The organism is Paenibacillus hodogayensis (assembly GCF_039536325.1).
Lineage (GTDB): Bacteria > Bacillota > Bacilli > Paenibacillales > NBRC-103111 > Paenibacillus_AB > Paenibacillus_AB hodogayensis.
The window spans coordinates 697,102-719,315 of sequence record NZ_BAAAYO010000010.1 but is presented as its reverse complement, the minus strand read 5'-3'; the positions used below and the strand labels follow the sequence as shown (position 1 = coordinate 719,315).

Annotated in this window: 17 protein-coding genes; 12 read left to right on the top strand and 5 right to left on the bottom strand. The window is 59.0% G+C overall.

The features are described from left to right. Positions 1-17: 17 nt before the first annotated feature. The gene (locus ABD796_RS22185; RefSeq protein WP_344911932.1) at positions 18-2,519 is read left to right on the top strand and encodes an ATP-binding cassette domain-containing protein; all 2,502 of its coding nucleotides are present in this window, start codon (positions 18-20) and stop codon (positions 2,517-2,519) included. Between the two features lie 46 nt (positions 2,520-2,565). Next, positions 2,566-3,228, top strand: a complete 663-nt coding sequence (tenA, locus tag ABD796_RS22180; RefSeq protein ID WP_344911929.1) for a thiaminase II — start codon at positions 2,566-2,568, stop codon at positions 3,226-3,228. Between the two features lie 197 nt (positions 3,229-3,425). Here the strand turns inward: tenA and ABD796_RS22175 are convergent, their stop codons facing one another. Together ABD796_RS22175 and ABD796_RS22170 are read right to left on the bottom strand one after the other, a co-directional pair. Beyond that, positions 3,426-4,397, bottom strand: a complete 972-nt coding sequence (locus ABD796_RS22175; protein WP_344911926.1) for a hypothetical protein — start codon at positions 4,395-4,397, stop codon at positions 3,426-3,428. Continuing rightward, positions 4,366-5,625 (bottom strand): M48 family metallopeptidase, encoded by a 1,260-nt coding sequence (locus ABD796_RS22170; protein WP_344911924.1) that lies wholly within the window; start codon positions 5,623-5,625, stop codon positions 4,366-4,368. The genes ABD796_RS22175 and ABD796_RS22170 overlap by 32 nt, the downstream gene beginning before the upstream one ends. A gap of 164 nt (positions 5,626-5,789) precedes the next feature. Between ABD796_RS22170 and ABD796_RS22165 the strand changes: the two genes are divergently transcribed. The 7 genes from ABD796_RS22165 to ABD796_RS22135 all read left to right on the top strand — a co-directional run bounded on the left by ABD796_RS22165 (position 5,790) and on the right by ABD796_RS22135 (position 17,033). Next, a complete protein-coding gene (locus ABD796_RS22165) occupies positions 5,790-6,092 on the top strand; it encodes a hypothetical protein (RefSeq protein ID WP_344911921.1) in 303 nt (100 codons plus the stop codon). A 287-nt stretch (positions 6,093-6,379) separates the two neighbouring features. Beyond that, positions 6,380-8,155: a sensor histidine kinase gene (locus ABD796_RS22160; RefSeq protein ID WP_344911917.1), complete on the top strand. Its 1,776-nt coding sequence runs from the start codon at positions 6,380-6,382 to the stop codon at positions 8,153-8,155. Further along, positions 8,148-9,263 (top strand): response regulator, encoded by a 1,116-nt coding sequence (locus ABD796_RS22155; protein WP_344911915.1) that lies wholly within the window; start codon positions 8,148-8,150, stop codon positions 9,261-9,263. Before ABD796_RS22160 ends, ABD796_RS22155 begins: the two co-directional genes overlap by 8 nt. Positions 9,264-9,469: 206 nt before the next feature. Next, positions 9,470-10,348, top strand: coding sequence for an ABC transporter permease (locus ABD796_RS22150; RefSeq protein ID WP_344912920.1), 879 nt, complete (start codon positions 9,470-9,472; stop codon positions 10,346-10,348). Then, complete coding sequence (locus ABD796_RS22145; protein ID WP_344911913.1) at positions 10,342-11,202, top strand: carbohydrate ABC transporter permease; 861 nt, start codon at positions 10,342-10,344, stop codon at positions 11,200-11,202. The genes ABD796_RS22150 and ABD796_RS22145 overlap by 7 nt, the downstream gene beginning before the upstream one ends. A gap of 78 nt (positions 11,203-11,280) precedes the next feature. Continuing rightward, on the top strand, positions 11,281-12,831 hold the full coding sequence (locus tag ABD796_RS22140; RefSeq protein WP_344911911.1) for an extracellular solute-binding protein: 1,551 nt from the start codon (positions 11,281-11,283) through the stop codon (positions 12,829-12,831). Positions 12,832-12,956: 125 nt separating this feature from the next. Continuing rightward, entirely contained in the window at positions 12,957-17,033 is a 4,077-nt protein-coding gene (locus ABD796_RS22135) for a chitobiase/beta-hexosaminidase C-terminal domain-containing protein (protein ID WP_344911908.1), read from the top strand. 205 nt (positions 17,034-17,238) lie between these two features. Here ABD796_RS22135 and ABD796_RS22130 read toward each other — a convergent pair whose 3' ends face one another. Continuing rightward, positions 17,239-18,534: a hypothetical protein gene (locus ABD796_RS22130; RefSeq protein ID WP_344911904.1), complete on the bottom strand. Its 1,296-nt coding sequence runs from the start codon at positions 18,532-18,534 to the stop codon at positions 17,239-17,241. Between the two features lie 311 nt (positions 18,535-18,845). Here ABD796_RS22130 and ABD796_RS22125 point away from each other — a divergent pair, with 311 nt between their 5' ends. After that, positions 18,846-20,135, top strand: coding sequence for an aspartate aminotransferase type Ic (locus tag ABD796_RS22125; protein ID WP_344911900.1), 1,290 nt, complete (start codon positions 18,846-18,848; stop codon positions 20,133-20,135). Between the two features lie 126 nt (positions 20,136-20,261). Here the strand turns inward: ABD796_RS22125 and ABD796_RS22120 are convergent, their stop codons facing one another. Then, on the bottom strand, positions 20,262-20,885 hold the full coding sequence (locus ABD796_RS22120) for an NUDIX hydrolase (protein ID WP_344911897.1): 624 nt from the start codon (positions 20,883-20,885) through the stop codon (positions 20,262-20,264). Between the two features lie 67 nt (positions 20,886-20,952). Between ABD796_RS22120 and ABD796_RS22115 the strand changes: the two genes are divergently transcribed. After that, positions 20,953-21,471 carry a dihydrofolate reductase gene (locus ABD796_RS22115; RefSeq protein ID WP_344911895.1) on the top strand — a complete coding sequence of 173 codons (519 nt, stop codon included), beginning with the start codon at positions 20,953-20,955 and terminating at the stop codon, positions 21,469-21,471. Positions 21,472-21,555: 84 nt separating this feature from the next. Here the strand turns inward: ABD796_RS22115 and ABD796_RS22110 are convergent, their stop codons facing one another. After that, positions 21,556-21,702, bottom strand: a complete 147-nt coding sequence (locus tag ABD796_RS22110) for a hypothetical protein (protein ID WP_344911893.1) — start codon at positions 21,700-21,702, stop codon at positions 21,556-21,558. A 145-nt stretch (positions 21,703-21,847) separates the two neighbouring features. On the opposite strand from ABD796_RS22110, the gene ABD796_RS22105 reads away from it, so the two are divergent. Continuing rightward, a complete protein-coding gene (locus tag ABD796_RS22105; protein WP_344911891.1) occupies positions 21,848-22,210 on the top strand; it encodes a helix-turn-helix domain-containing protein in 363 nt (120 codons plus the stop codon). Positions 22,211-22,214 lie beyond the last annotated feature (4 nt).

The window sequence follows — 22,214 nt, the reverse complement described above, 5'->3', positions numbered from 1 at the left end:
CGGCGGGGTGAGGCGGCATGACAATAGCGGCGGGAGTCGAGAAGCTGAGGCTGAAATTTCCCGGCGCCTCCTCCCTGACGTTTCGCGATTTAACGTTCTCGGTGCGCAGCGGAGAGCGACTGCTGCTGCTCGGTCCGAGCGGCTGCGGCAAGTCTACGCTGCTCCAGGTGCTGACCGGCCTGATTCCGCATGCGGTTGACGTCCCTGTGGCGGCAGACTCGATCGTCGTGCCGGAGCGGTGGGCGTATGTGTTCCAGGACCCGGATACGCAGTTTTGCATGCCGTTCGTGGACGAGGAGCTGGCGTTCGTGCTGGAAAACCGGTTCGTCCCCCGAGACGAGATGAAGGAACGGATAGAACGGCTGTTGGACCGGGTCGGCTTGAAGCTGGCCGACCCGCATACGCCGATCGCCGCATTGTCGCAAGGCATGAAGCAGCGGTTGGCGATTGCCGGGGCGCTGGCGCTGGAGCCGGACGTGCTGTTCCTCGACGAGCCGACGGCGCTGCTCGATCCGGAAGGCGCGGAGCAGGTGTGGGACACGATCCGAAGCGTGGACGAAGGGCTGACCGTCGTCATCGTCGAGCACCGGATCGAGCCGATCGTCGACTATGTCGACCGGGTCGTATTATTCGGCAAGAACGGGGACATTGTCGCCGACGGGCCGCCCGGGGAGATGTTCACCCGGCACCGCCATCGTCTCGCCGAGGACGGAATCTGGTATCCGGGGGTTTGGGACGATTGGGCGCGGGGGAGGCAGCCGACGGATGTCCGTGCTGTTCCCGGCATGGTGGAAACGCGCTCGTCGGCTTCGATCGACGGCAAGGCTTTAATCGAGCTGGACGGTTTTTCCGTCAGTCGGCGGAAAACCGAGCTGCTGAGGGTGGAGCAAACAACCGTCGGCACAGGGGAATGGATTGCGGTCGTCGGTCCGAACGGGGCGGGCAAAAGCACGCTGCTGCTCGGATTGATGCGGCTGCTGGCAACCGGCGGCACCTATATGCTGCACGGCCGGCCGGCGGAGCAGTACCGCGAGCTGTCCGCGGAAATCGCCTTCGTGTTTCAAAACCCGGAGTTCCAGTTCGTTTCCAACTCGGTCTATGACGAGGCGGCTTTCTCGCTGCGTCAGGAAAAGCGGCCGGAGGCCGAGGTGCAGGCGAGGACGATGGAGCTGCTGGAATCGTTTGACTTGACCGAACGGAGGGAGAACCACCCTTTCCAGCTGTCGCTGGGCCAGAAGCGCCGGTTGAGCGTCGCTTCGGCGATTGTGAAGGAGCAGCGGATTTTGCTGCTTGACGAGCCGACCTTCGGGCAGGACGCGCGGAATACGTTCGCCTTGCTGGAGCGGCTGGAGCAGTGGCGAAGCCGCGGCACCGCCATCGTCATGGTCACCCACGACCCCGAGCTGGTGCAGCGGTTCGCCACCCGCGTCTGGGTGATCGAGAACGGCCGGTTGACCCGCGACGAGTCTGCCGCCGAATGGGCCGCTTCGGAAACGGCTTTGTGGGAGGACCGGCGGAGCGGCGGCGAAGAGGCATGGCCCGAGGGAGGCTCGCCGAAGCGTGGGCCGGCGCCACCGACGCCGACGTCTGTCGAATCGGCTGGTGAGGCGAGGCTTCGCCGCGATCAAGAGCGTGTTCAGGAGAGCAAGGTGGTGTCGGTGTCGGAAACGGGCATGAGCTCCGCTTCGTCGGAACCGCTCGGTTCGCAGCGGCAGCCACCGGAGGCGTCCTCGTTTGTATCTTACCGGGAAACGGGGATGCATCGGGTGAACCCTTCTTTGAAGCTATTCGTAGCGCTGGTCTTGTTTTTCTGCGTCCTGTTTACCCATAATCCGAGCGTAATGCTGAACGGCGTGCTGGTCGCTTTCGCGATCCTGTTCGCAGGGAGCGGACACCCGTCCAAGCGGCTCGCCTTGTACGTGCTGCCGGCGCTGCTGCTATTCGTCTCTTCGTCCACGTCGATGATGTTTTACGGCAAAGGAGAGACGCTTTGGTGGGAATGGGGCATCATCCGCGTAACCGAGGAAAGCTTTTTTCGCGGCATGCAGGTCGGATTGAAGTCGCTCGGCTTTGCCATGATCGGCCTGATCTTTGCTTTGACGACCCGGCCCGTGTACTTGTTTTATTCGCTGATGCAGCAGGGCAAGGTACCGTCCCGGTACGCTTACAGCTTTATGGCGGCCTTGAGGTTGCTGCCGATCATGCTTGAGGAGTTCCAGACGCTGCGGCATGCTCTTGCGGTGCGCGGCGTAGGCCGCGAACGCGGGATCGGCGGTCTGATCCGCCGGATGAAGGCGTACGCGGTGCCGATGCTGGCCCAAAGCATTCGCAGGGCGCAGCGCATCGCCGTGGCGATGGAGGCGAAGCGGTTTACCGGGAGAGGGCCGCGGACGTATTATTACGCGATCGGCTTTTCCTTGGCGGACGCGGCTTTTATTGCCGGGGCGATCGCCGCATGCGCGGCCGCTTACGCGATCGGCGTGGCGGTGCCGTATTTTGACGTGACGGACGTGCGGTAAAGGCCGCCCTTTATGATTCGCGATAACCAGAGAGGAGACATAAATCATGTTGTTTTCCAAACGCGTAAGAGAAGCTGCCAATGCGAGCTGGGAGGCGAGCTTTACCCACCCGTTCGTTACGGGGATTGCGGATGGCACGCTGCCGCTCGATTCGTTCCGCTTTTATGTGCTGAACGACGCTTATTATTTGTCTTGCTTCGCTCGTATTCAGGCGCTGGGAGCGGCCAAGGCGGACGACCTGCCGACGGTCAGCCGGATGGCTGCGCACGCGCAGAGCACCTATGAAGCGGAGCTGTCGCTTCACGCGAAATTCTCGGCGCTGCTCGGCATTACCGAGGAGGAGCAGCGGACGCTCCGGCCGGCTCCGACCGCCTACGCCTATACGTCCCACCTATTCCGCGCCGCCTATACCGGCCATCTCGGCGATATTATCGCGGCTATCCTGCCGTGTTATTGGCTGTACTACGAGATCGGTGAAAGGCTGCAAGGCGCCCAGCCGGACGAGCCGATCTACCGCGAGTGGATCGCTGCTTACGGAGGAGACGGGTTCAAGCAGCTCGTACAGGAGCAGGTCGACCGGCTGGATGAGATTGCGGAGAAGGTGACGGAAGCGGACCGCGAGCGGATGCTGGACCATTTTGTGACGAGCAGCCGTTACGAGTACCAGTTCTGGGACATGGCTTACCGCAAGGAGCAGTGGCCGGTGTAAAGGACGGGCTGCCCGTTCCGCCCGGCAAAGGATGATTCCTGTGACTAATGGGGTTGTCCCGTAAGTCCGAATTTCATTTCAAACAGAAGCCTCCATCCCCACTTCTTAGGTGGGTTTGGAGGCTTCTATTGGCTTATTTCGGGACTTTGGAACAAGCCCTTTGCGGTCAATTGAGCAAATACCCAGCGGAGCGCCGTTCATCCATCGAGCGGGTCTGTCGACCGGATGGCGGACTGCGCGCCGGGGATCGCATTTTCCGGAGAGGGCGGGACGTACGCCGCTTCGCTGCCGTTGCGGACGATAAGTCCCCGCAGCATGTTTTCGGCAACGATGTCCAAATTCGAACGTCCGGCTTGATCAAGAAACGGAGGCCGTTCGCGAAAATAGTCGGCATGCCCCCCGATAATTGGAACCGGAATCCGTTCTCCGGGAGCGTGCTTCAGCGGATTCCAGCGGGGCAGTCCGAAGGTGCCGCTTTCCCAGCCGCCCCAGCTGCCGATCCGGCATATCGGGTCTTTGGGGGCGCCGCCAGCCGGATGGACCGCATACAGATACCGCACGTTCGGTCTAAGCTCGGAGGCGATCCGGCCGCGCGGGCAGCCGATTTGGGCGATGCGGATGTGCGGTGCGCCCGCCAGCCGGCGCAGCTGCATGGCCGCGTGCACAGCGGCCACGCCTCCGCCGCTGTGGCCGATAAGGAACAGAAGATCGGCTGCGCTGCAATCGTCGAGCGCCTCCAGCACCATTCTGCCGCCGAGCGACCGGTCGAAGGCATGGACAGGCAGCGACATATCGCGGCGAACTTGACGAATTTGGCGGAAAAGGCCGCTGCTCCAATCGCCGTAAGGGAACAGCAGGGCGGAGCGGACGACGTTCATTCCGGCCTGTTCGGTCAACGTCCGCGCGATCCGCTCCAGCACGCCTTCCATAAAGTTCGGCGATGTGTACACGCCGGCGGCCGCGAAGACGGCCGCTTTAAGCGGCGATGCGGCTGCGGGAACATCGGACGGGAGCGAATCGGTTCTCGGAAGCAAAGCTGACGGGGCGCAGCCGGCGGAATCGGCAGGTAGTTGGATCAGTGTGTCGTCCGCTACCGTAAGCGCCGGGATGGAAAAACCGTCCGCCTGGGCCTCTCCTTTACTTGGAACGGTTTTCGAAAGCTTGCGCATCGGCGATCCTTTCCAAGGCGCTCGGGTGGGTAGAGCGGAATAGCTTCACCAGCCACGGCGGATCGATCTCGTCCAGCGTCGCCTTGGCGAGCTTCTGATGCATGCTGACCGCGCTGCTGGAATGGCCGATCAGCTGCTCCGCATACCGGTCGGCCGCGCTCTCCGCCTGCCGGGAGACCGCATTGGACACCGGCAGCGAGGCGAAGGAAACGACCGAGAGCAGCAGAAGCATTAGCGGCAAAGCGGCCGCTTGCCCCGGCTCGCGAATGCCCCAAGCTTTTCCCCACCGGCGGATCAGGAAGCGAAGCGCGATGCTGCCTAGCCCTAACATCGCCAAAGAGCCGCCGACCGCGCCGAGCACGCTCCATTCCAGATGATGCATCACATAGTGGCCGATTTCATGAGCGACGATCAGCAAAACCTCGTCCCGCGTCATCCGCTGCAGCGTCGTATCCCACAACACGATGCGCAGGCTCGGCCCGATGCCGTCTACATAAGCGTTCAGGGCATTCGTCTTGGTGGACATGTCGACCTCGAATATGCGTTCCGTCGGGATGCCCGCTTCTGCGGCCAGCCGCTCGATGCTTAGCTCCAGCTCCGGATCGGACAGGCGCGAAAATTGATTGTACAACGGGTCGATCACCACCGGTTGAATGTACATGAGAAACAGCGTGAACGGAATCGACAGCAGCCACAGCTTCAGCCACCACCTCCCGCCCCGGCGAATGAACCAGAAGGCGACGACGGCGACGGCTAGCGTGATGAGCGTATCGATGCCGAAGGCGACCAGCTTGTCCCGGACCCAGCCGGCAAAAGGCTGCGTCGATATATGATGGCTCCGCGACAGCATGTAGCCGGTGAAGCGGACGGGCAGCTGGGCGACGAAGGCTACTGCGCTAATCATGACGGCCAGCACGGCCAGCCTGGCCGCGAACGGCAGCCGGGTCTGCTCCAGCTTCGCCTCCCAGCTTTTCGCAAATCCCCCGAACAGCAAAATGACGTATACGCCCCACTGCCACGGATAGGAAATAAAAAACAGCCAGTTGCGCTGCGCCGAATAAACGCCGCTTTCGCGAAGCTGGTCCGGGGATAGGAACGTCGCCGGATCGGCGGGCGTGCCTCGGAAGGCTGCGGGCACCGTGTTGCCGGAACTCAGCCATAAGCCGATGCCGATAACGACGACATACAGCGCAAACCACAGGCAGTACAGTCGGATAGCTTTAGGCAAAGGGCGCCCTCCTTTTGCGGAAACGATTTCCATTCCATCATAGCATTCGCGAAGCCGTCATGAAAGCGGCAGGCCTCGGGAGCCGAGCTGCCCGGTTCGCGTATCCTTTGCTCTGCTTCTGTCAATGCTGAAACGTAACCGAAAAGTGGAGGTGCAGGGCAACTGTGAAAATTTTGATCGTCATCGGCATTGTGCTCGTTCCCGCAGTCATGGTGTTGTTTCGCTGGATGTCGGCGCGAATGAAGCTGCTGATCGATGCGCTTGGACTGGTGAGCGCATTTGGCTCCGGCATTCTGACGGCATTCGCCGTCTTCGATATCCGCCAGCATAACACGGTGTACGAGACCGAAGTGCACCGGGTGTTCGACAGTATGTGGTTTATGGGATTTTCCAGTTATCTGGGGCTTTATTTGCTGGCGAGACTGCTGTGGGACGTGCTGAAGGCATACCGGGAGGAGGATGATTGAAGGGGCGGGAGTATCCCGCCGCGTGAATCGTTATGACCGTTTTGCCGTTTTTCCGCTGTAGGCGCTTGTAACCATGTGCCCGATATTTTTGTGGCGTTCCGGATTGGCCGTATAGTAAGATAAAGCCAATCGGCGGATTTCCACAATTTTACCGAAGAGGAAATTCCGCCAGTCCGAGATCCCCGTTCGCCCGCATGGTACGGAGAGCGGGAAGTGCGGTTTTCTCCGTACTGCAAGCGCATTCAAGGTTGCGATCCGGCAAACGATACATGAAGGCAGTGAGGCGGATGCGCCGTTTATGGCCAGACAAGATGCGGAATAAACTGTTTGCCGCGGTTTTGCTGTTTGTGCTTCTCCCGTTTTCCGTGCTGCAAATCCGCAATTTCAATCAACTCGAAGCGTGGCTGAAAAGAAACATCTCCCAACAAAACCTCGCCCAGCTGGAAATGATGAAGGGCAACCTCGACGAGCTCAAAATCGATATGATCCGTTCGGTGCTCCTGCTCGAGCACGATCCGGAGCTGCGCCAGCATCTGACAAATCCTGCAGGCTATGATCCCGAAGACCGCAAGGCGTTCGTGCGCGGCAAGCTGACGGCGGCCCGGAACGCTCTCGCCAACAGCGGGGGATATGCGGAATATTTCCTGTTCGACCTGTACGGCAACCGATATGCCAGCCTGCCGGAAACGGAGCTGCAATCGAGCCGGACCGGGTGGGGGGCGCTCGCGGAACCGTCGCTGTTCGCGCAGTGGGCAGCGTCCGGCGAATCGTTGTCCTGGGGCGTTCGCGGCACCGCTGCAGAGTCGTACAACGAGGCCCCCCGCTCCTCGTTCTACACGCTGACCGTCAAGCTGGAGGAAAGCGGCGGCAATCGCCCGTTTGCCTATCTGTGCATAGGCATGGATATTAATGGCTGGCTCGCTTTCGTCAACGACCGGTTTCAGGTGAAGCAATCGTTCTATTTGACCGATCACCGGGGCGTTCCCTTGTTTCAGACCGACGACGGACTTGGCCGCTCGATGGCCGCTGCCGTCGTCGCCAGCGTGAAGAGCGACCCCAGCCGCTATATCGAGGGGCCGGGGGGACTCGAGTTGTACAGCGGCATTTATTTGCCCGGGCTCGACGGCTATTTGCTGAACCGGTTTCCGCTTCACCTCGTTTCCGGCGACCTGCAGCGGATGCAAAACCAAATGTTTATGACATTTTTACTGACCGTCGCCTTCTTTATCCTCGTGACATTCGCGCTGCTGTCCGCCATCGTCCGGCCGCTGAACGTTATGCAGAAGACGATGGCCGGTCTCGTGGAGCGGAATTTGGATGTACACATGCCCGAAAGCAAGTTCAGGGGCGAATTTCTGACGCTGGCGCGCGCCTTCAACCGGATGATCGGCGACATTCACAAGCTGATCGCACGATTGAAGGAAGAAGAACGCTCCAAGGAAGCGAGCCGCTTTCAAGTGCTCATGTCGCAGATGAATCCGCATTTTCTGCTGAATACGCTGAATACGATCAAATGGAATGCGCGCAACCACGGGGATGCCGGCACGGCGGAAATATGCCGGAATTTGGGCCGGCTGCTGGAGAACAGCCTGAATACGGAAGCCGATCTGATCCATCTGAAGGATGAAATCGAATTGGTCAAATCGTATGTGTTCATTCAGTCGTTCCGGTACGGACATGCATTCGAGGTAGAGTATGCCATTGATGGACAAGCGGCCTACGCGCTCGTACCGAAGCTGAGCCTGCAGCCGCTTGTGGAGAATGCGATCCAGCACGGCCTGCTTCCGATGGAGGGCAAAGGCCGCATAGCGATTCGCGTCGAGCCTGACCGTCGGCGTCTGCATCTGGAGGTGACGGACAACGGAGTCGGACTCGCTGCCGCGACGCGGTATCCGAGACGCCGCCAAGGGATCGGTATCGGCAATTTGCGGGAACGGCTTGCTCTGCTGTACAGAGGGGAGGCCGAGCTTCGGCTCATTGCGCTGGAGCGAGGGACGATCGCTCGCATGACGCTGCCGCTGCTGATCGCTTCGCCGCACCGCGAGGAGGAGTCTCATGCATAGTATTTTGCTGGTGGAAGACGAGGTTTTCGTTAGACGGTCCATATGCGAGGCGATTCGGTGGGAGGACGCCGGATTTACGATCGTGGCGGAAGCTTCGAACGGCCGGGAAGCGATGGACGCCATCGCGAATTACGCGCCGGACATTGTGATCGCGGACATCTTCATGCCGGTGATGGACGGCATCGACCTGCTCCGGACGGTGCGCGAGCGAGGGCTGGAGACACCCTTCATCATGCTCACTTGCGCCAACGAGTTCGAATACGCACGGCAAGCGCTGGAATACGGAGCTTCCAGCTATATACTGAAGTTGTCGATGGACGACGAGCAGCTGCTAGGCGCGTTGAACAAGGCGAGAGTGCAGCTCGACCGAAGGAGCGGCCGGCGGCAGGGCGAGAATGGGAACGTGCAGACGGACAGCCTGGAAAGGGGAAATGCCGTCTTCGGCGCAAAGGCCGGTTCAAACGTACCGGAGCCGTTTCCGATTCCTTGGGAGTGGGAGCGAGCGTTGATCCGCAGCTTCGAACAGTTGGAATTGCGGGAGTGCGGCGAGCAATTGGCGGCATTATCGAAGCATATGGAAGACGCCGGCATTCCGCTGACGCAGGCGATGGATGTCGCCGGGAGACTGGATGTGCTGTTCTCGCGCATCAGTCGGAAACCTGCGCCCGATAAAGCGGAGCTGATGCGCTGCACCGGTCGCTCACAGCTATTCGACGTTCTAACGAGCCGGATGAACCGATATGCCAAAGGCCGCAACGCGCCTCCTCCTCCGGAAACCGATCATCCGGAAATCAACCGGATCGTGCAGTACGTGGCCCGCAGCTTCGACGAGGACATTTCCCTGCAAACGATGGCCGCCTATGTGAGTATGGACGAGAACTACTTGAGCGGATTATTCCGCAAAAAGACGGGCAGCACCTTCACGGGGTATGTGCACCGGATCCGGGTGAACGAAGCTTGCCAATTTTTGCTGCATACCGATCTGTCCGTAGCCGAAATCGGCGAGCGTGTCGGTTTCCCCAATCCGAGCTATTTTTTCAAAATTTTCAAACGGTTTGCCGGGTGCACCCCAAACGAATACAAAGCGCAAAATCGAAACAAGGACTAGCCGCGACGGCTGCATCCTTGTTTTTTTTCACTAAAATCGTGCATGAAATGACGGTATTTTGTTCATTATGCGGCGCCCGTCCGCTTGGTATGATAAATACAAATCGGAATCGAAAGCGGTGTGGCGGGGTGCATACGGTTGTTGAGAAGGCGGGGGCATGGGCAGCGAAGCCGCGCCGGTTCCGGACGTGGTCGCATATATGGCGGATGAAGCCGCTGTATGCGATGCTGTTTCCTTGCCTGGTCTGGTACTTGCTGTTTAAATATTTGCCGATGTACGGCGTCGTCATCGCCTTCAAGGACTACAACATATCCGCAGGCATGTTGCAAAGCGGATGGGCGGACCCTTGGTACAAGCATTTCAAAATGTTCTTCGGCTCGCCTTATTTCGGACAGCTTCTCGCCAATACGCTGCTGATCAGCATATACAAACTCGTGTTCGGCATCGTCCCCTCCATCGTACTGGCCGTCATGTTCAACGAATGCAAAGCCGCACGGCTAAAACGCTGGGTGCAGACGTTAAGCTGCATGCCCCATTTCCTGTCGTGGGTGATCATCTACGGCGTCGCGATCGCTTTCCTGTCGGAGACGACGGGTTTGTTTAACCGCTGGATTGTGGAGGGAGGAGGCAAAGCGGTTCCGTTCCTTAATTCGACCGAATGGTTCCGCAGCGTCCTGGTGGCAAGCGAAGTCTGGAAGGACGCCGGGTGGGGAGCGATCGTCTACCTGGCGGCGATGAGCGGTATCGATCCGACGCTGTACGAGGCGGCCAAGGTGGACGGCGCCAGCCGGACCCGCTCGATCTGGCATATTACGCTGCCCGGCATCCGTCATGTCATCGTGCTGATGCTCATGATCCGGTTGGGCGGCATCATGGACGCCGGCTTCGAGCAGGTATATATTTTTTACCATCCGAAAGTGTATCCGGTTGCGGATATTATCGATACGTGGGTGTTCCGGACGGGATTGGAGCAGATCAACTTCAGTCTGGCGACCGCGGTCGGGTTATTCAAGTCGGCGATCGGCTTCGCGCTCGTGCTCGGCGCGAACCAGCTGGCCAAACGATGGGGAGAGAGCATATGGTAACAGGCAGATCGGACAAGACGTTCGACGGACTGAACAGCGTCGCTCTGGTCATGATAGGCGTCGTCTCCTTGTTCCCCCTTCTATACGTCGTCTCCATGTCGATAACGCCGTACAGCGAGGTGATCCGCAACGGGGGGTTCCTCATCATACCGCGCAAGCTTTCGTTCGAAGCGTATCATCGTATTTTGCAGGACGCGGCGCTTGCCCGGGCGATGGCGGTGACGGTATTCCTGGCGGTCGCGGGGACGCTGATCAATATGGCGCTTACGACGATTGGGGCTTACCCGCTCAGCCGCAAAGAATTGCGCGGCCGTTCGGTATTCCTGCTCTTTATCGTGGTCACGATGCTGTTCAACGGCGGACTCATCCCGACGTACCTGGTCGTCAAGTCGTTCGGCTTGCTCAACACCGTGTGGGCGATGATCGTTCCCGGCGCCGTTGCGACGTTCAACATGCTCCTAATGAAAAGCTTTTTCGAGAGCTTGCCTGAGGAATTGTTCGAATCGGCGAAAATCGACGGGGCGGGGGAATTCCGTATTCTGGGGCAAATCGTCGTCCCGTTGTCGGTGCCGTCGATGATGACAGTCGGCCTCTTCTATATGGTCGGCCACTGGAACGCCTTCTTCTCCGCTATTCTGTACGTCACTGACCGCCAATGGCATCCTTTGCAGGTGGTGATCCGCAGCATGCTGCTGATGTCGCAATCTTCCGAGCATCAAGCGGAAGTGACCGTCCCGACGGCAGCTATGCAGATGACGGCGGTCATCGTGGCCAGCGTGCCGATTATCGCGGTGTATCCGTTCATTCAGAAGCATTTTACGAAGGGGATGCTGCTCGGAGCGATTAAAGGCTAGCTTCCGATGCCCCTTGAAGTCCGGGTTCTTCTAGCTGGTTCGCGCGTCATTACGTATAGAGAGAGAGGGATATAGAGGATGAGAAAAAGAAACATCTCAGCGGCGCTGGCGGCAACGACCGTACTGACGGTATTGACGGCGACGGGGTGCAGCAGCGCCGGAACGGCCAAGCAAGCCTCGCCATCGGCGAATACGGCTAGAGACACGACGGGCGTTCCGGCGGATCCGGTCAAGCTGGAGATCGCGCAGGTCAGTTACGGAACGAATCCGCCCGCGGACGATTTCTTGAGGAAAGAATTGGAGCGGAAGCTGAATGTCCTTCTGAAGATGACGCTTGTGGCGGACGCCAAAGAGTACGAGAGCCAAATTAACGTGCGCGCCGCTTCCGGCACGATACCCGATTTGACCATGCTGGTCAACAAGAAGCAGATGCAGCAGCTTGCAGATGCCGGGGCTCTGCTCGATTTGACGCCGTATGTGGACAAACTGCCGGAATACAAAAAATTTGCCGGCGCCGACGTCATCAAGAAGGGGACGTACAGCGGCAAGCAGTATGCGATCGCCAAGGCGGGCCAAAGCGCCCAGGGGACGTACTGGATTCGCAAGGATTGGCTGGACAATCTGAAGCTGGCGATGCCGACGACGATCGAGGAGCTGTTGACGGTAGCGAAAGCGTTTACCGAGAACGATCCGGCCGGTACGGGTAAGAAGGACACGTTCGGCATTACCGGTCCGCGAGGCTTTATCGCCTTCGATGCGATCCTCGGCGCCTACGGAGTCACGCTCGGGTACGACGACCACCAGTTTTTCCTCAAAGGCGACAAGGTCGTGAATACGTTCTACGAGCCGGCCTTCAAGGAAGCGATGCGCATGATTAAAACATTCATCGATGCCGGCGTGGTCGACCCCGAGCTGATGAGCAACAAAGGCTCGATGGCGACGGACAAGGCGTTCCAGGGCAAAGCGGGCATTATCAGCACGAACTGGTCGAACATCGCCAAGGACGAATTCGTAAAGGTGTGGAAAGAAGCGAACCCGAAGGCAGAATGGGTCCAGCTCCCCCCGCCCCAAGGGCCGAACGGCGTACAAAACAGCTCTCCGCGCAGTATCGGCAGCGCAAGCGGCTTGTGGGTCATTCCGAAGCGCCTGGAGAGCCAGCCGGACAAATTGAATAAAGCGCTCGAACTGCTGGACTACGTTTCTTCGCAGGAGGGCAACCTGCTCGTTCAATTCGGTTTGAAGGATACGCATTTTAAGCTGGAGGGCAATAAAGCCGTCATTACCGAAAAGGGCCGCAAGGAAGCGGGCTACACGTTCCTGTACCAGTTAACCGGGCGCCCGGAGATCGAATATTTGAAAACGAAGTTCGACAAGCAAGCCGGCTACGTCGACTTTGAAGCGAAGCTGCCGCGCATTAACACGCTGGACGCTTTCGTCGACAAGCCTCAGGGCTACAACGCTGCCGACGCAGCCCGGTTCATCGAGGAGGAAATGATCAAATTCGCCTACGGCAAAAGCAAACTGGCCGATTACGATAAGTTCCTCAAGACGCTGGAAGGCACGTTTCAATATAAGATCTACATCGATTCGGCAATGAAGCAGTTGAAGGAGCTCGGCTACGGAAAATAAATCATAGCAGGCGGCAACAGGGCACGTTTTCCGGAGTTTTCGCGCGAGAATGGCCCTTTGTTTTGCAAAAAAAAGGTATAGGGAGAGGTGATGTGGGCATGTTTTGCAATTGCAGAAATTGGACAATGATTCAAATTCCGGCGTTTCTTCTGCTCCTGTTCGCGGCGTTGGCCGGGCTAAACGGGACGGCGCATGCGGCAGGCTCGGTTCCTTCGGACGGCCTGGATCTATGGCTGAAGGCAGACGCCGGCGTGACTGTCAGCGTGTACGGGAACGTCGCGCAGTGGGATGACCAGTCGGGTAACGGCAATCATGTCGGACAAGCGGACGAGTCCCGGAGACCGGCGTATGTGCTCCACGGAATGAACGACAAGCCGGCTGTCCGCTTCGACGGCGTGAACGATGTGCTGGAACGGACGCTTTCGTCCGCGTATAGCGGCAACAGTTCGATCATCCTCGTCATGAAACAAAGCTCGGTCGGTCAAGGCGGGAACAAGGGCATATTCGCTACGAACTCGGGCGCGACAGGCTTCTCGATCGCGGTCGACACCGCGTCCCCCGGACAGCTGCTTGCCCTGTCGCCTACGCAGCACTTCAAGGCGACCAAGCCGCTGACGACCAAAGACATGATCCTTAGCGTGCTGTTCGATACCCGGACTGCAAGTCCGCGGTTCCAGTCCTACGAGAACGGGGAGCTGTACCTCGACTCCACGAACAGCGCGGCAACTTCCTTCAAAGACTACGTCAAGTACGTTCTCGGCAGAAACCAGTGGAGCACCGGAGCCCATCTGGCGGCGGACGTCTCGGAAGTGCTGGTGTATCGGAAAACGCTTACGTCTACAGACCGTCAGGACATCGAAGTTTATTTGAAAGAGAAGTACGGTTTGGGACCGGTAGCGGAGGTCACCTCCGATCGAACGGCAGGAACGGTCGCGGCCGGAACGCCGGTTTCCCTCGGCTCGGCCACGCCTGGCGCTTCGGTCTGGTATACGACGGACGGCAGCGACCCGCGCTACTCGGCTTCCCGGACCGTATACAGCACTCCGATCGCGATCGATAAGGACAAGACAATCCGCGCCTATGCCTCGAAGGCGGACAGGGCGGACAGCGGAGTCTCCTCCTGGGCGTACTCGACGGCTACCGGCGGCGGCAACGTGCCTGCGGACGGACTGGATTTGTGGCTCAAGGCGGGAGCGGGCATCGTCACCGCCGACGGCGCGTTATCCCAATGGGAGGACCTGTCGGGCAGCGGCAACACTTTGACCCAAACGGACAGCGCCAAGCAGCCCGTCTATGTGCCGAACGCGCTGAACGGCTTTGCGTCCGTACGCTTCGACGGCGTCAACGATCTGCTGGAGCGGACGCTCTCGTCCCCTTACACCGGCAACAGCTCGATCTTTCTCGTGATGAAGCAAAGCGCGGTAGGTCAGGCGGGCAACAAAGGCATCTTTGCTACCGGAAGCGGCGGGCAGACCTTCTCGATCGCGGTCGACAACGCTACGCCGGGACGGCTGATCGCGTTGGCGTCGACGCAGCATTTCCTAGCGACCAACGTATCTACGACGAATTTCTCGACGGTCAGCACGCTGATCGATTCGCGTCCGGCAAGTCCGCGCTTCCAGTCGTACGAGAACGGCGTCCTTTATACCGATTCGGGCAATAGCGCGGCTACCGTGTTTAATACGTTCAACCGTTACATGCTCGGCAAAAACCATTGGGCCAGCGGCGGCCATCTGGCGGCGGAAGTAGCGGAGGTGCTCGTGTATAGAAGAGTACTGACCACTACCGAACGGCAGGGCATCGAAGCGTATTTGCAGGAAAAATATTTCAATGCCACGCCCGTCACGATGGGTGTGACAGCCAGTCCGCCGGCAGGTACGGTCGCCACGGGCACGCCGGTATCGCTGTCTACGGTCACGGCCGGCGCGGAAATCTGGTATACGCTCGACGGCAGCGATCCGCGCACATCCGGCACCCGCAGCCGCTACACGTCGCCGATTACGGCCGATACCGATTTGAGGATTAAGGCTTATGCGGCCAAGCCGGGCTATGCCGACAGCGACGTCGCCCTGCTGCTTTACTATCTGGCCGAAGTCGAAGACGTTCTCGCCTCGCCCGCAGCCGGTATGGTGACGACGGGAACGGTCGTGACGCTGGCGACGGCTACCCCAGGGGCGGCGATCTGGTACACCACGGACGGCAGCGATCCGAAGACGTCTGTCTCGAGACTGCCGTACGTCTCGTCCATCACGGTAAACGCCGATACGCACATCCGGACTTATGCCGTAAAGGCGGGGATGGTCGATGGCTACGCAGCCTCTTATTATTACACCGTCGAATCGACGCCGGGGCTGTTCCGGGTTCAGGCCAGTCCGGGCGCGGGAACGGTGAAGGCGGGGACGCGCGTAACCTTGACCGCTTCCGTATCGGGCGCGGCGATCTGGTACACGACGGACGGAAGCGATCCACGGACGTCGGACTCGCGCATGCTCTATTCGTCGCCGATCGCGGCCAATCTTTTGACGGTCCGGGCTTATGCAGTCAAGGAAGGACTGACGGACAGCGGCACGTTCGCATTCATTTACTCGCTATACCCTTCCAGCTATGTGGACATCAGGCGATTCGGGGCTGCTCCTGACGACGCCATCGATGACACGGAGGCCATCCGGGGGGCGATCGCCGAAGCGAAGGCGACGAACAAGGCGGTTTTCGTTCCGGCCGGCACCTTCCGGCATTCGAACCACTTGTATTTTGACGGAGTCTCTCTGCTCGGCACGGGCAGCGGCTCGGTGCTGTTCGCGACGAACGATGCGAAAGAAAACGTACAGGTAAGAGGCAGCGGAGTGACGGTGAGCGATCTGAAGCTGCTCAATATGGCGACAACCCGGGGGAACACCGACGAGCATGTGCGGCTTAACTTGAACCACGCCACCGACTATCTCGTGGAGCGGGTGGAGGTCGACGGCTCTTACACAGCGGGTATTTTCAATTACGGCGCGACGTACGGCGTCATCCGCAACAATTTCGTCAAGAATACCAAGGCGGACGGTATTCATGTGACCGAAAACACATCGCATCATATTGTCATTGAATACAATAAGGTCACGAAGGCCGGGGACGATATGATTGCGGTCGTCAGCTACGGCACGGGAGCGGACTATGCGCATCACATCGTCATACGGGGCAATCTCGTTTACGACAACAATTGGGGGCGCGGCATAACGGTTGTCGGGGGCGGCGACATCCTCATCGACGGCAATACGATTACCAATCCCAAGATGGCCGGTATTTATATCGCTTCCGAATCGTCCTACAAGACGAATCGGGTGGAGAACGTAACTGTTACGAACAATACGATAACGAATGCCGGATTGGGCACCGACTACGGCGCGCTGCAAGTACACGCCAACAACAGGGAAATAACAGGAGTCGTATTCGAGAACAATACCGTCTTGAATTCGAGGTATTATGCCGTGCTCCTGAACGGCGCTCCGCGCAGCTCACCGAACCCTCCGTGGCAGGAGGTCGTCTTCCGCCATAATCGGTTCGAACATTCGGTTTCCGATGCAGTGCTCGTCAGCAACGCTTTTCGGGGCTCGGCCTTGTTCGCGGATAATGTTATAGCGGATGCTTCGGGCTACGGTATTTTGTACGATGCTCCGGTGAGCGGCTCGTCGTTCGAGGCGAGCGGCAACGTCTTTACCGACACGAATGCGGGCGGTACGGCATCGAGCGTCATTCGCATCGAGACAGGGAACGCCGACAGCATCCGCGTCGTCAACAACAAGCACAACAATCCCGCCGGCTATGTGCTGCCTTACTTCATCGAGGAGTACGTCAACGCAGCGGTGGAGACGTATTCAGGCAACGTCGGCCCTTCCCCTTCCTACCTGAACGGTCAAGCGGTCAATCCCGGAACGCCGACCTCTGCGAGCGTTTCGGTTAGCGTGGATAAGCGGCTTGTCGTGAGCTTCGTCGAGCCGAGCCGGACGGAATATGCAAAAATGTTCGTCGCGGTCTATGTCCGGGGAAGCGCCGGGGCGCCCGTATTCGCAGGGACGTTGACCAAAGGAACCGCGCTGCTTACTACAAGCGTCCTGCCGCCCGGCGACTACGACGTCGTGCTCGACAGCGCGGACGCCGACGGCAACGTCGTCACGGCCAACCGGACGGTCCTCGGTGCGACCGTGACAGGGCCGTGAGCGGGATGAGCCGCGCGACCGGAATAAGTTGAACGAAGGATGAGGAAGTCCGTTGGACAATAGTCGGCGGAATGGAGTTGAAGGCCATAACTCGCTGCAACGCCATTTCGTTCAACTGATAGTGGATTGAAAAAATAAAAAACGGGAAACTGCGCTGCTCGCGGTTTTCCCGTTTTTTTCATTCTCATGACTCGCAATGTCAAGGCTAAGGCTGCTTTTGCGCTGCGGAACGTTCTTCCGGGAACGAACCGACCGCCTCGAACAATTCGCGCCCCGCCCAGCCGTAGCAATAGAACAGAACGTCGTCCGCGGCGCTTTCGCGCGCCTTGCCGAGCGCCAGCGAAAGCTCCTGCGGGGTCAGATTCCACATTTGCACGCCGCTGAAAATGTGGGTCCCGGGCTGTGAGAGCGCCCGTACTTTATCGTTCTCGATGCCGACGAATTCAATCGGGAATCCGTCGCGGCGAAACGATTCGTACGTGATCGGATAATCCATGGCGAACAGCCGCTGGAACGCCCGGAACGCCCGCTCGCTCTCCTCCGGCTCGCTCGCAAAGCTGTCGATCAGCCCCTGCACGTCTGCGCCGCCTCCCAGCTTGTGATACGGAAAATGCTTCAGCGCCGGAGATTGCTTCGTCAGCCGTGTATAGTCCTGTCCCAATATCCACGAGTAGGAGGGCGGCCACAGGTCAAGCCAACAGACGATGGCCGGATTGCGGCGGCGCAGGCTTGCGACCAGCTTCTCGATAAAAGCCGAGACGCTGTCCTGCTTGAAGCCGACCCACGCTTGCAGCGTTTGCGAGCCGAGCAGGAGCGATACGGCCTGATCGTAGCTTTTGTCCCGCAGCAGACCGGCGACCTGTTCCATCTCTTCCCGGACCGCGTCGGCTTCGAGCCCTCTTGCAGCCAGACCGCTGCGGCAGCGTTCGCAGAAGCAGGTGAACAGGCCGCTTGGGTCGACCCTCTCGCCGGCCCAATCCGGAAAGCGCAGACGGTCGAGCAGGAAGGTCGTACAGCCGTATTTGTCGCTGACCGCCGCGAGTACGTTCGTCCACAGCTCGACGACATCGCGGCCGTTTGGACAAAGCCAATGCTCGATCGTCCGTCCGCGGAAGTCGACGACGCCGTTATCCGCCATATTTCCCTCGAACCGTCCGTTCAGCAGATTGACCCAGGGGACTACCTCATATTCGGTCTCCCGGGTCGCCTCCAGCAAGAGGCCGAGCGGGTCCTGTCCATTCTCGACGCTGGGGTCGACGGTCTGATACAGCCCGGGGAACAGCTCCTTCGTATCGAGTGGAACATGAAACGTCCCGGTTCCTTGCACGACGCCGCGCTTCGGATTATGGGGGAGCACCCCGGCCGGATAGGGGTTGCGTTCGAAAATCGTGTTCAGTTCAGGTAACAAATAACGAACAGGCCCCATCGTGCCGATCAGCTCCAAAATCGCGGCAGGGCCTTCGTCCAACATATCATGAGGGTGAAGATGAATTCCGCTCAATACAAGTGCCTCCTTACCAGTCATTGGAACGGGTCGCAAACGTCCGACGTCTGCGCGCCCTCCCCTGAAAATGAATTCCGCGCCGTCAAGGCAATCCCTTCTGCGATCGGTCTTCGCGGCCGTGAGATGTCATGAAAGTACCAAAAAAAGCAATCGTTTGTACGTTTGAGATTCTGCAAACGGGGGATGGCGGGAGGAAACGGGCATGACGGATAACGGATCGATGTACGGAAAAGCCGTACTTGAACCGTTTCCCGCCACCTGCTATTCTGGCTATAGTCTATCGCATAACGGTATGGGGGGCATCTGGCATGAACGAGTGGAGCCGGTTGGATGCGGCGGAATTGAATGAAATATACGTGGAGCAGTTGGAGCAGTACAAGGCTTACCAGGACCGCAAGCTGAGGCTTGATATGTCGAGAGGCAAGCCTTGTCCGGAGCAGCTTGATTTGTCGGCCGGCATGCTGGACGCGATACGGGCAGGGGAGCCGGTTACGGCGGAGGACGGAACGGACGCGCGCAATTACGGCGGGCTGGACGGCCTTCCCGAAGCGAAGCGCCTCTTCGCGGACTTGCTCGGGGTACAGCCGGACGAAGTGATCGTTGGCGGCAGCTCGAGCTTGACGATGATGTACGATACGATCGTCCGGGCGATGCTGTTTGGCGTGCCGGGCGGCGACAAGCCCTGGGGCAAGGAAGCGGCGGTCAAATTTTTATGCCCCAGCCCCGGCTATGACCGGCATTTCGCCATCTGCGAGCAGCTCGGCATCGAGATGATCGTCGTCGATATGAAGGAAGACGGCCCGGATATGGACCAGGTGGAGCGGCTCGTTGCCGAGGATGCCGCGGTAAAGGGCATCTGGTGCGTTCCGAAATACAGCAATCCCGACGGGATTACGTATTCCGACGTGGTCGTGGACCGGCTGGCCGGCATGAAGACGAAGGCGGGGGATTTCCGCATCTTTTGGGATAATGCCTATGTGGTTCACGATTTGTCCCCATTGCCGTCACGGCTCAAGCCGATCTTCGCTGCGTGCCGGGAGGCGGGCTGCCCGGACCGGGTGTTCGAATATTGCTCCACGTCGAAAGTCAGCTTCGCCGGCTCCGGCGTCGCCGCGATGGCGGCAAGCCGGGGCAATCTGGATGCCATCCGCAAGACGCTGGCCGTTCAGACGATCGGACCGGATAAAATCAACCAGCTGCGGCATGTCCGTTTTTTCGGCGGCCCCGACGGCGTTCGCGCCCATATGGAGAAGCATGCGGCCATTCTAAAGCCGAAATTCGCCGCCGTGTTGACGCTGCTGGAGGAGCGGCTGGGCGGGATCGGAATCGCTTCGTGGAGCAAGCCGGACGGCGGCTATTTTCTGAGCCTGAACACGATGGACGGCTGCGCCAAGGCGGTCGTCGCGATGGCCGCGGAAGCCGGCGTAACGTTGACGAAGGCGGGAGCGACGTTCCCGTACGGGCTCGACCCGCGCGACCGCAACATACGGATCGCACCGTCATACCCGTCACTGAACGAGCTGCAGACCGCCATCGAAATCATCTGTCTATGCGTACGCATCGTCAGCGCCCGGAAGCTGCTTGACGCGCGGGTCTGACGACATGAAGTGCCGATAGCGGGTGCGGTGCGAGACTTTGTTCGGTGGCGCGAGTCCAGTCGAGCGAAGGGCCGGCAGGGGTCAGCGGCGTGCCGCCTGCGCCTACCGAAGGCCGCCCGACTGCGGTTATGCGTACCGGGAAAGAAGCGCATCGAGGACGTGCCGGTAATAGGCGTCGCCGTGAGGCACGAAATCAGAGCGTTCCAGCAGGCGGCTGACCGGTATGGGTCGGCCGTCTGCTGCCGTCTCCAGCCCGGTGCCGGACACCGCGCCGGTTTCCCCTGCGAACAGCCGGGACACGTCTGCCGCGGCGACCTTCACGAGCCCGACGACTTCGTCCGGCTGAAGCCGGTATTGCTCGAGCGGCTGACTGCATGCCAGCAAATACGTATGGTAAAACTCGCGGTCAATCAGATCCCGGTAGCGCATTTCCACGGGAAGGACGCCGATAGGGACCAGACGCTCGAACGGAACGACTAAGCCCAATTCCTCCTCCAACTCGCGGACGCCGTCCTCGGGGGCTTCGCCTGCAAGCAGATGTCCGGCGCATGTAATATCGTATTTGCCGGGATGGGTATCCTTGTCGGGGTGGCGCTTCTGGAACAGCAGCGCCGGTCCTTCGGCTTCCGGAATGACGATCCAGCAGTGAAACGTCTGGTGCCAGTAGCCGTTGAGGTGCGTGTCCCGTCTCGTGGCGGTGCCGATTCGGTTCATATGTTCGTCGAAAATATCGAAAAGCTCTTGCTGCATCAAGAGTCGTCCCCCTGTCGGCTGAGTGTCGTGCTTATCCAGTATAACAGAAGAGGAGAGAGATCGAATGAGCGCGGGAACAAGGGCGGGCATCGCGATGATCGCTGCGATGGACCGGAACCGGGTTATCGGTAAAGCCAAAGGGATTCCGTGGCGGCTGCCGGAGGAGCAGCAATATTTCAGAGCCGTCACGATGGGACATGCGGTACTAAGCGGAAGAGTTAATTTCGAAGCGATGAAGCGTCCGCTGCCGGGAAGAAGCAATATCATCCTGACGCGGGATCCGGAATACGCCGCGGACGGCTGCGAGGTGGTACATTCGGTCGGGGAAGCGCTGGAACGGCATGCAGCCAATAACGGTTCCCCGCTATTTGTCATTGGCGGGGAACAAATATACAGGTTGTTTTTGCCTTACGCGGATACGTTGTACTTGACGGAGATCGATGCCGAATTCGAAGGGGATACCTGGTTCCCTGCTCTGAATAGGGCCGAATGGCAGGAGGTATCCCGTAAACCGGCGCTCGCCGATCCGCAGACGCCTTATCACTACGAGTATGTAGTATACCGGCTCCGGCCGTCGGATTGATTCACCGGTGCAAAGGTCCGGCAGACGCGGAACCGGGCGAAGCTTCGCCTCGGATGCCAGAGACTCCCCGGCACCCCGGGTGTCTTACGTGCGTTTCGTACGTCGGATTTCCTCCATTTCTTTGCGCATTTTTTCGCGGTAACGCAGCTCTGCGCGAATCGAGTAAATAAACCCGATCAGGCCGAGGACGATTACCCCGATAATAATCGGAGTGCTATAGGCAGGCAGCACGTTACGGATTCCCCCTAACTGGATTGAGTTGAATTATTTTACATAGATCATACTTCAAATTATACACCACCAATTGAATAATCATCAACAATATTTTGAAGAAAATTCAAATCTCTTATACTGAATGTCAGAGGTGATAGAATTCATGACTTTCGGTGCGAGATTGAAAAGCGCCAGAAATAGCAAACGCTTCACCCAGCATCAGGTGGCCGATACGCTTGGCCTTAATTTCACGACGATATCCAAATACGAGAACGACAAATCTCAACCCGACAACGAGATTTTGCAAAAAATGGCCGTCTTGTACGATGTTTCGATAGATTGGCTGCTGACCGGGGAAGCCGGCGGGCTGTCCGGCACGGGCGGCCGGGCAAAAATGTACTTCGACGGCGAAGTCGAGGATCTGACCAAGGAAGAAGCCGAGCATTTGCGCGACAGTCTGGAGATGTTCCGTCTGCTTAAAGAGAAGCGGGCGAAATATGACAGTGATAGTAATTCCGACAAATAGGATA

What these genes read in the sequence shown, in the direction of transcription:
- ABD796_RS22160 (WP_344911917.1), top strand. Translation starts at nt 6,380, where the DNA reads ATGCGCCGTTTATGGCCAGACAAGATGCGGAATAAACTGTTTGCCGCG.
- ABD796_RS22135 (WP_344911908.1), top strand. Translation starts at nt 12,957, where the DNA reads ATGATTCAAATTCCGGCGTTTCTTCTGCTCCTGTTCGCGGCGTTGGCC.
- ABD796_RS22120 (WP_344911897.1), bottom strand. Translation starts at nt 20,885, where the DNA reads ATGCAGCAAGAGCTTTTCGATATTTTCGACGAACATATGAACCGAATC.
- ABD796_RS22145 (WP_344911913.1), top strand. Translation starts at nt 10,342, where the DNA reads ATGGTAACAGGCAGATCGGACAAGACGTTCGACGGACTGAACAGCGTC.
- ABD796_RS22155 (WP_344911915.1), top strand. Translation starts at nt 8,148, where the DNA reads ATGCATAGTATTTTGCTGGTGGAAGACGAGGTTTTCGTTAGACGGTCC.
- ABD796_RS22115 (WP_344911895.1), top strand. Translation starts at nt 20,953, where the DNA reads ATGAGCGCGGGAACAAGGGCGGGCATCGCGATGATCGCTGCGATGGAC.
- ABD796_RS22150 (WP_344912920.1), top strand. Translation starts at nt 9,470, where the DNA reads ATGAAGCCGCTGTATGCGATGCTGTTTCCTTGCCTGGTCTGGTACTTG.
- ABD796_RS22105 (WP_344911891.1), top strand. Translation starts at nt 21,848, where the DNA reads ATGACTTTCGGTGCGAGATTGAAAAGCGCCAGAAATAGCAAACGCTTC.
- ABD796_RS22140 (WP_344911911.1), top strand. Translation starts at nt 11,281, where the DNA reads ATGAGAAAAAGAAACATCTCAGCGGCGCTGGCGGCAACGACCGTACTG.
- ABD796_RS22175 (WP_344911926.1), bottom strand. Translation starts at nt 4,397, where the DNA reads ATGCGCAAGCTTTCGAAAACCGTTCCAAGTAAAGGAGAGGCCCAGGCG.
- ABD796_RS22185 (WP_344911932.1), top strand. Translation starts at nt 18, where the DNA reads ATGACAATAGCGGCGGGAGTCGAGAAGCTGAGGCTGAAATTTCCCGGC.
- tenA (WP_344911929.1), top strand. Translation starts at nt 2,566, where the DNA reads ATGTTGTTTTCCAAACGCGTAAGAGAAGCTGCCAATGCGAGCTGGGAG.
- ABD796_RS22125 (WP_344911900.1), top strand. Translation starts at nt 18,846, where the DNA reads ATGAACGAGTGGAGCCGGTTGGATGCGGCGGAATTGAATGAAATATAC.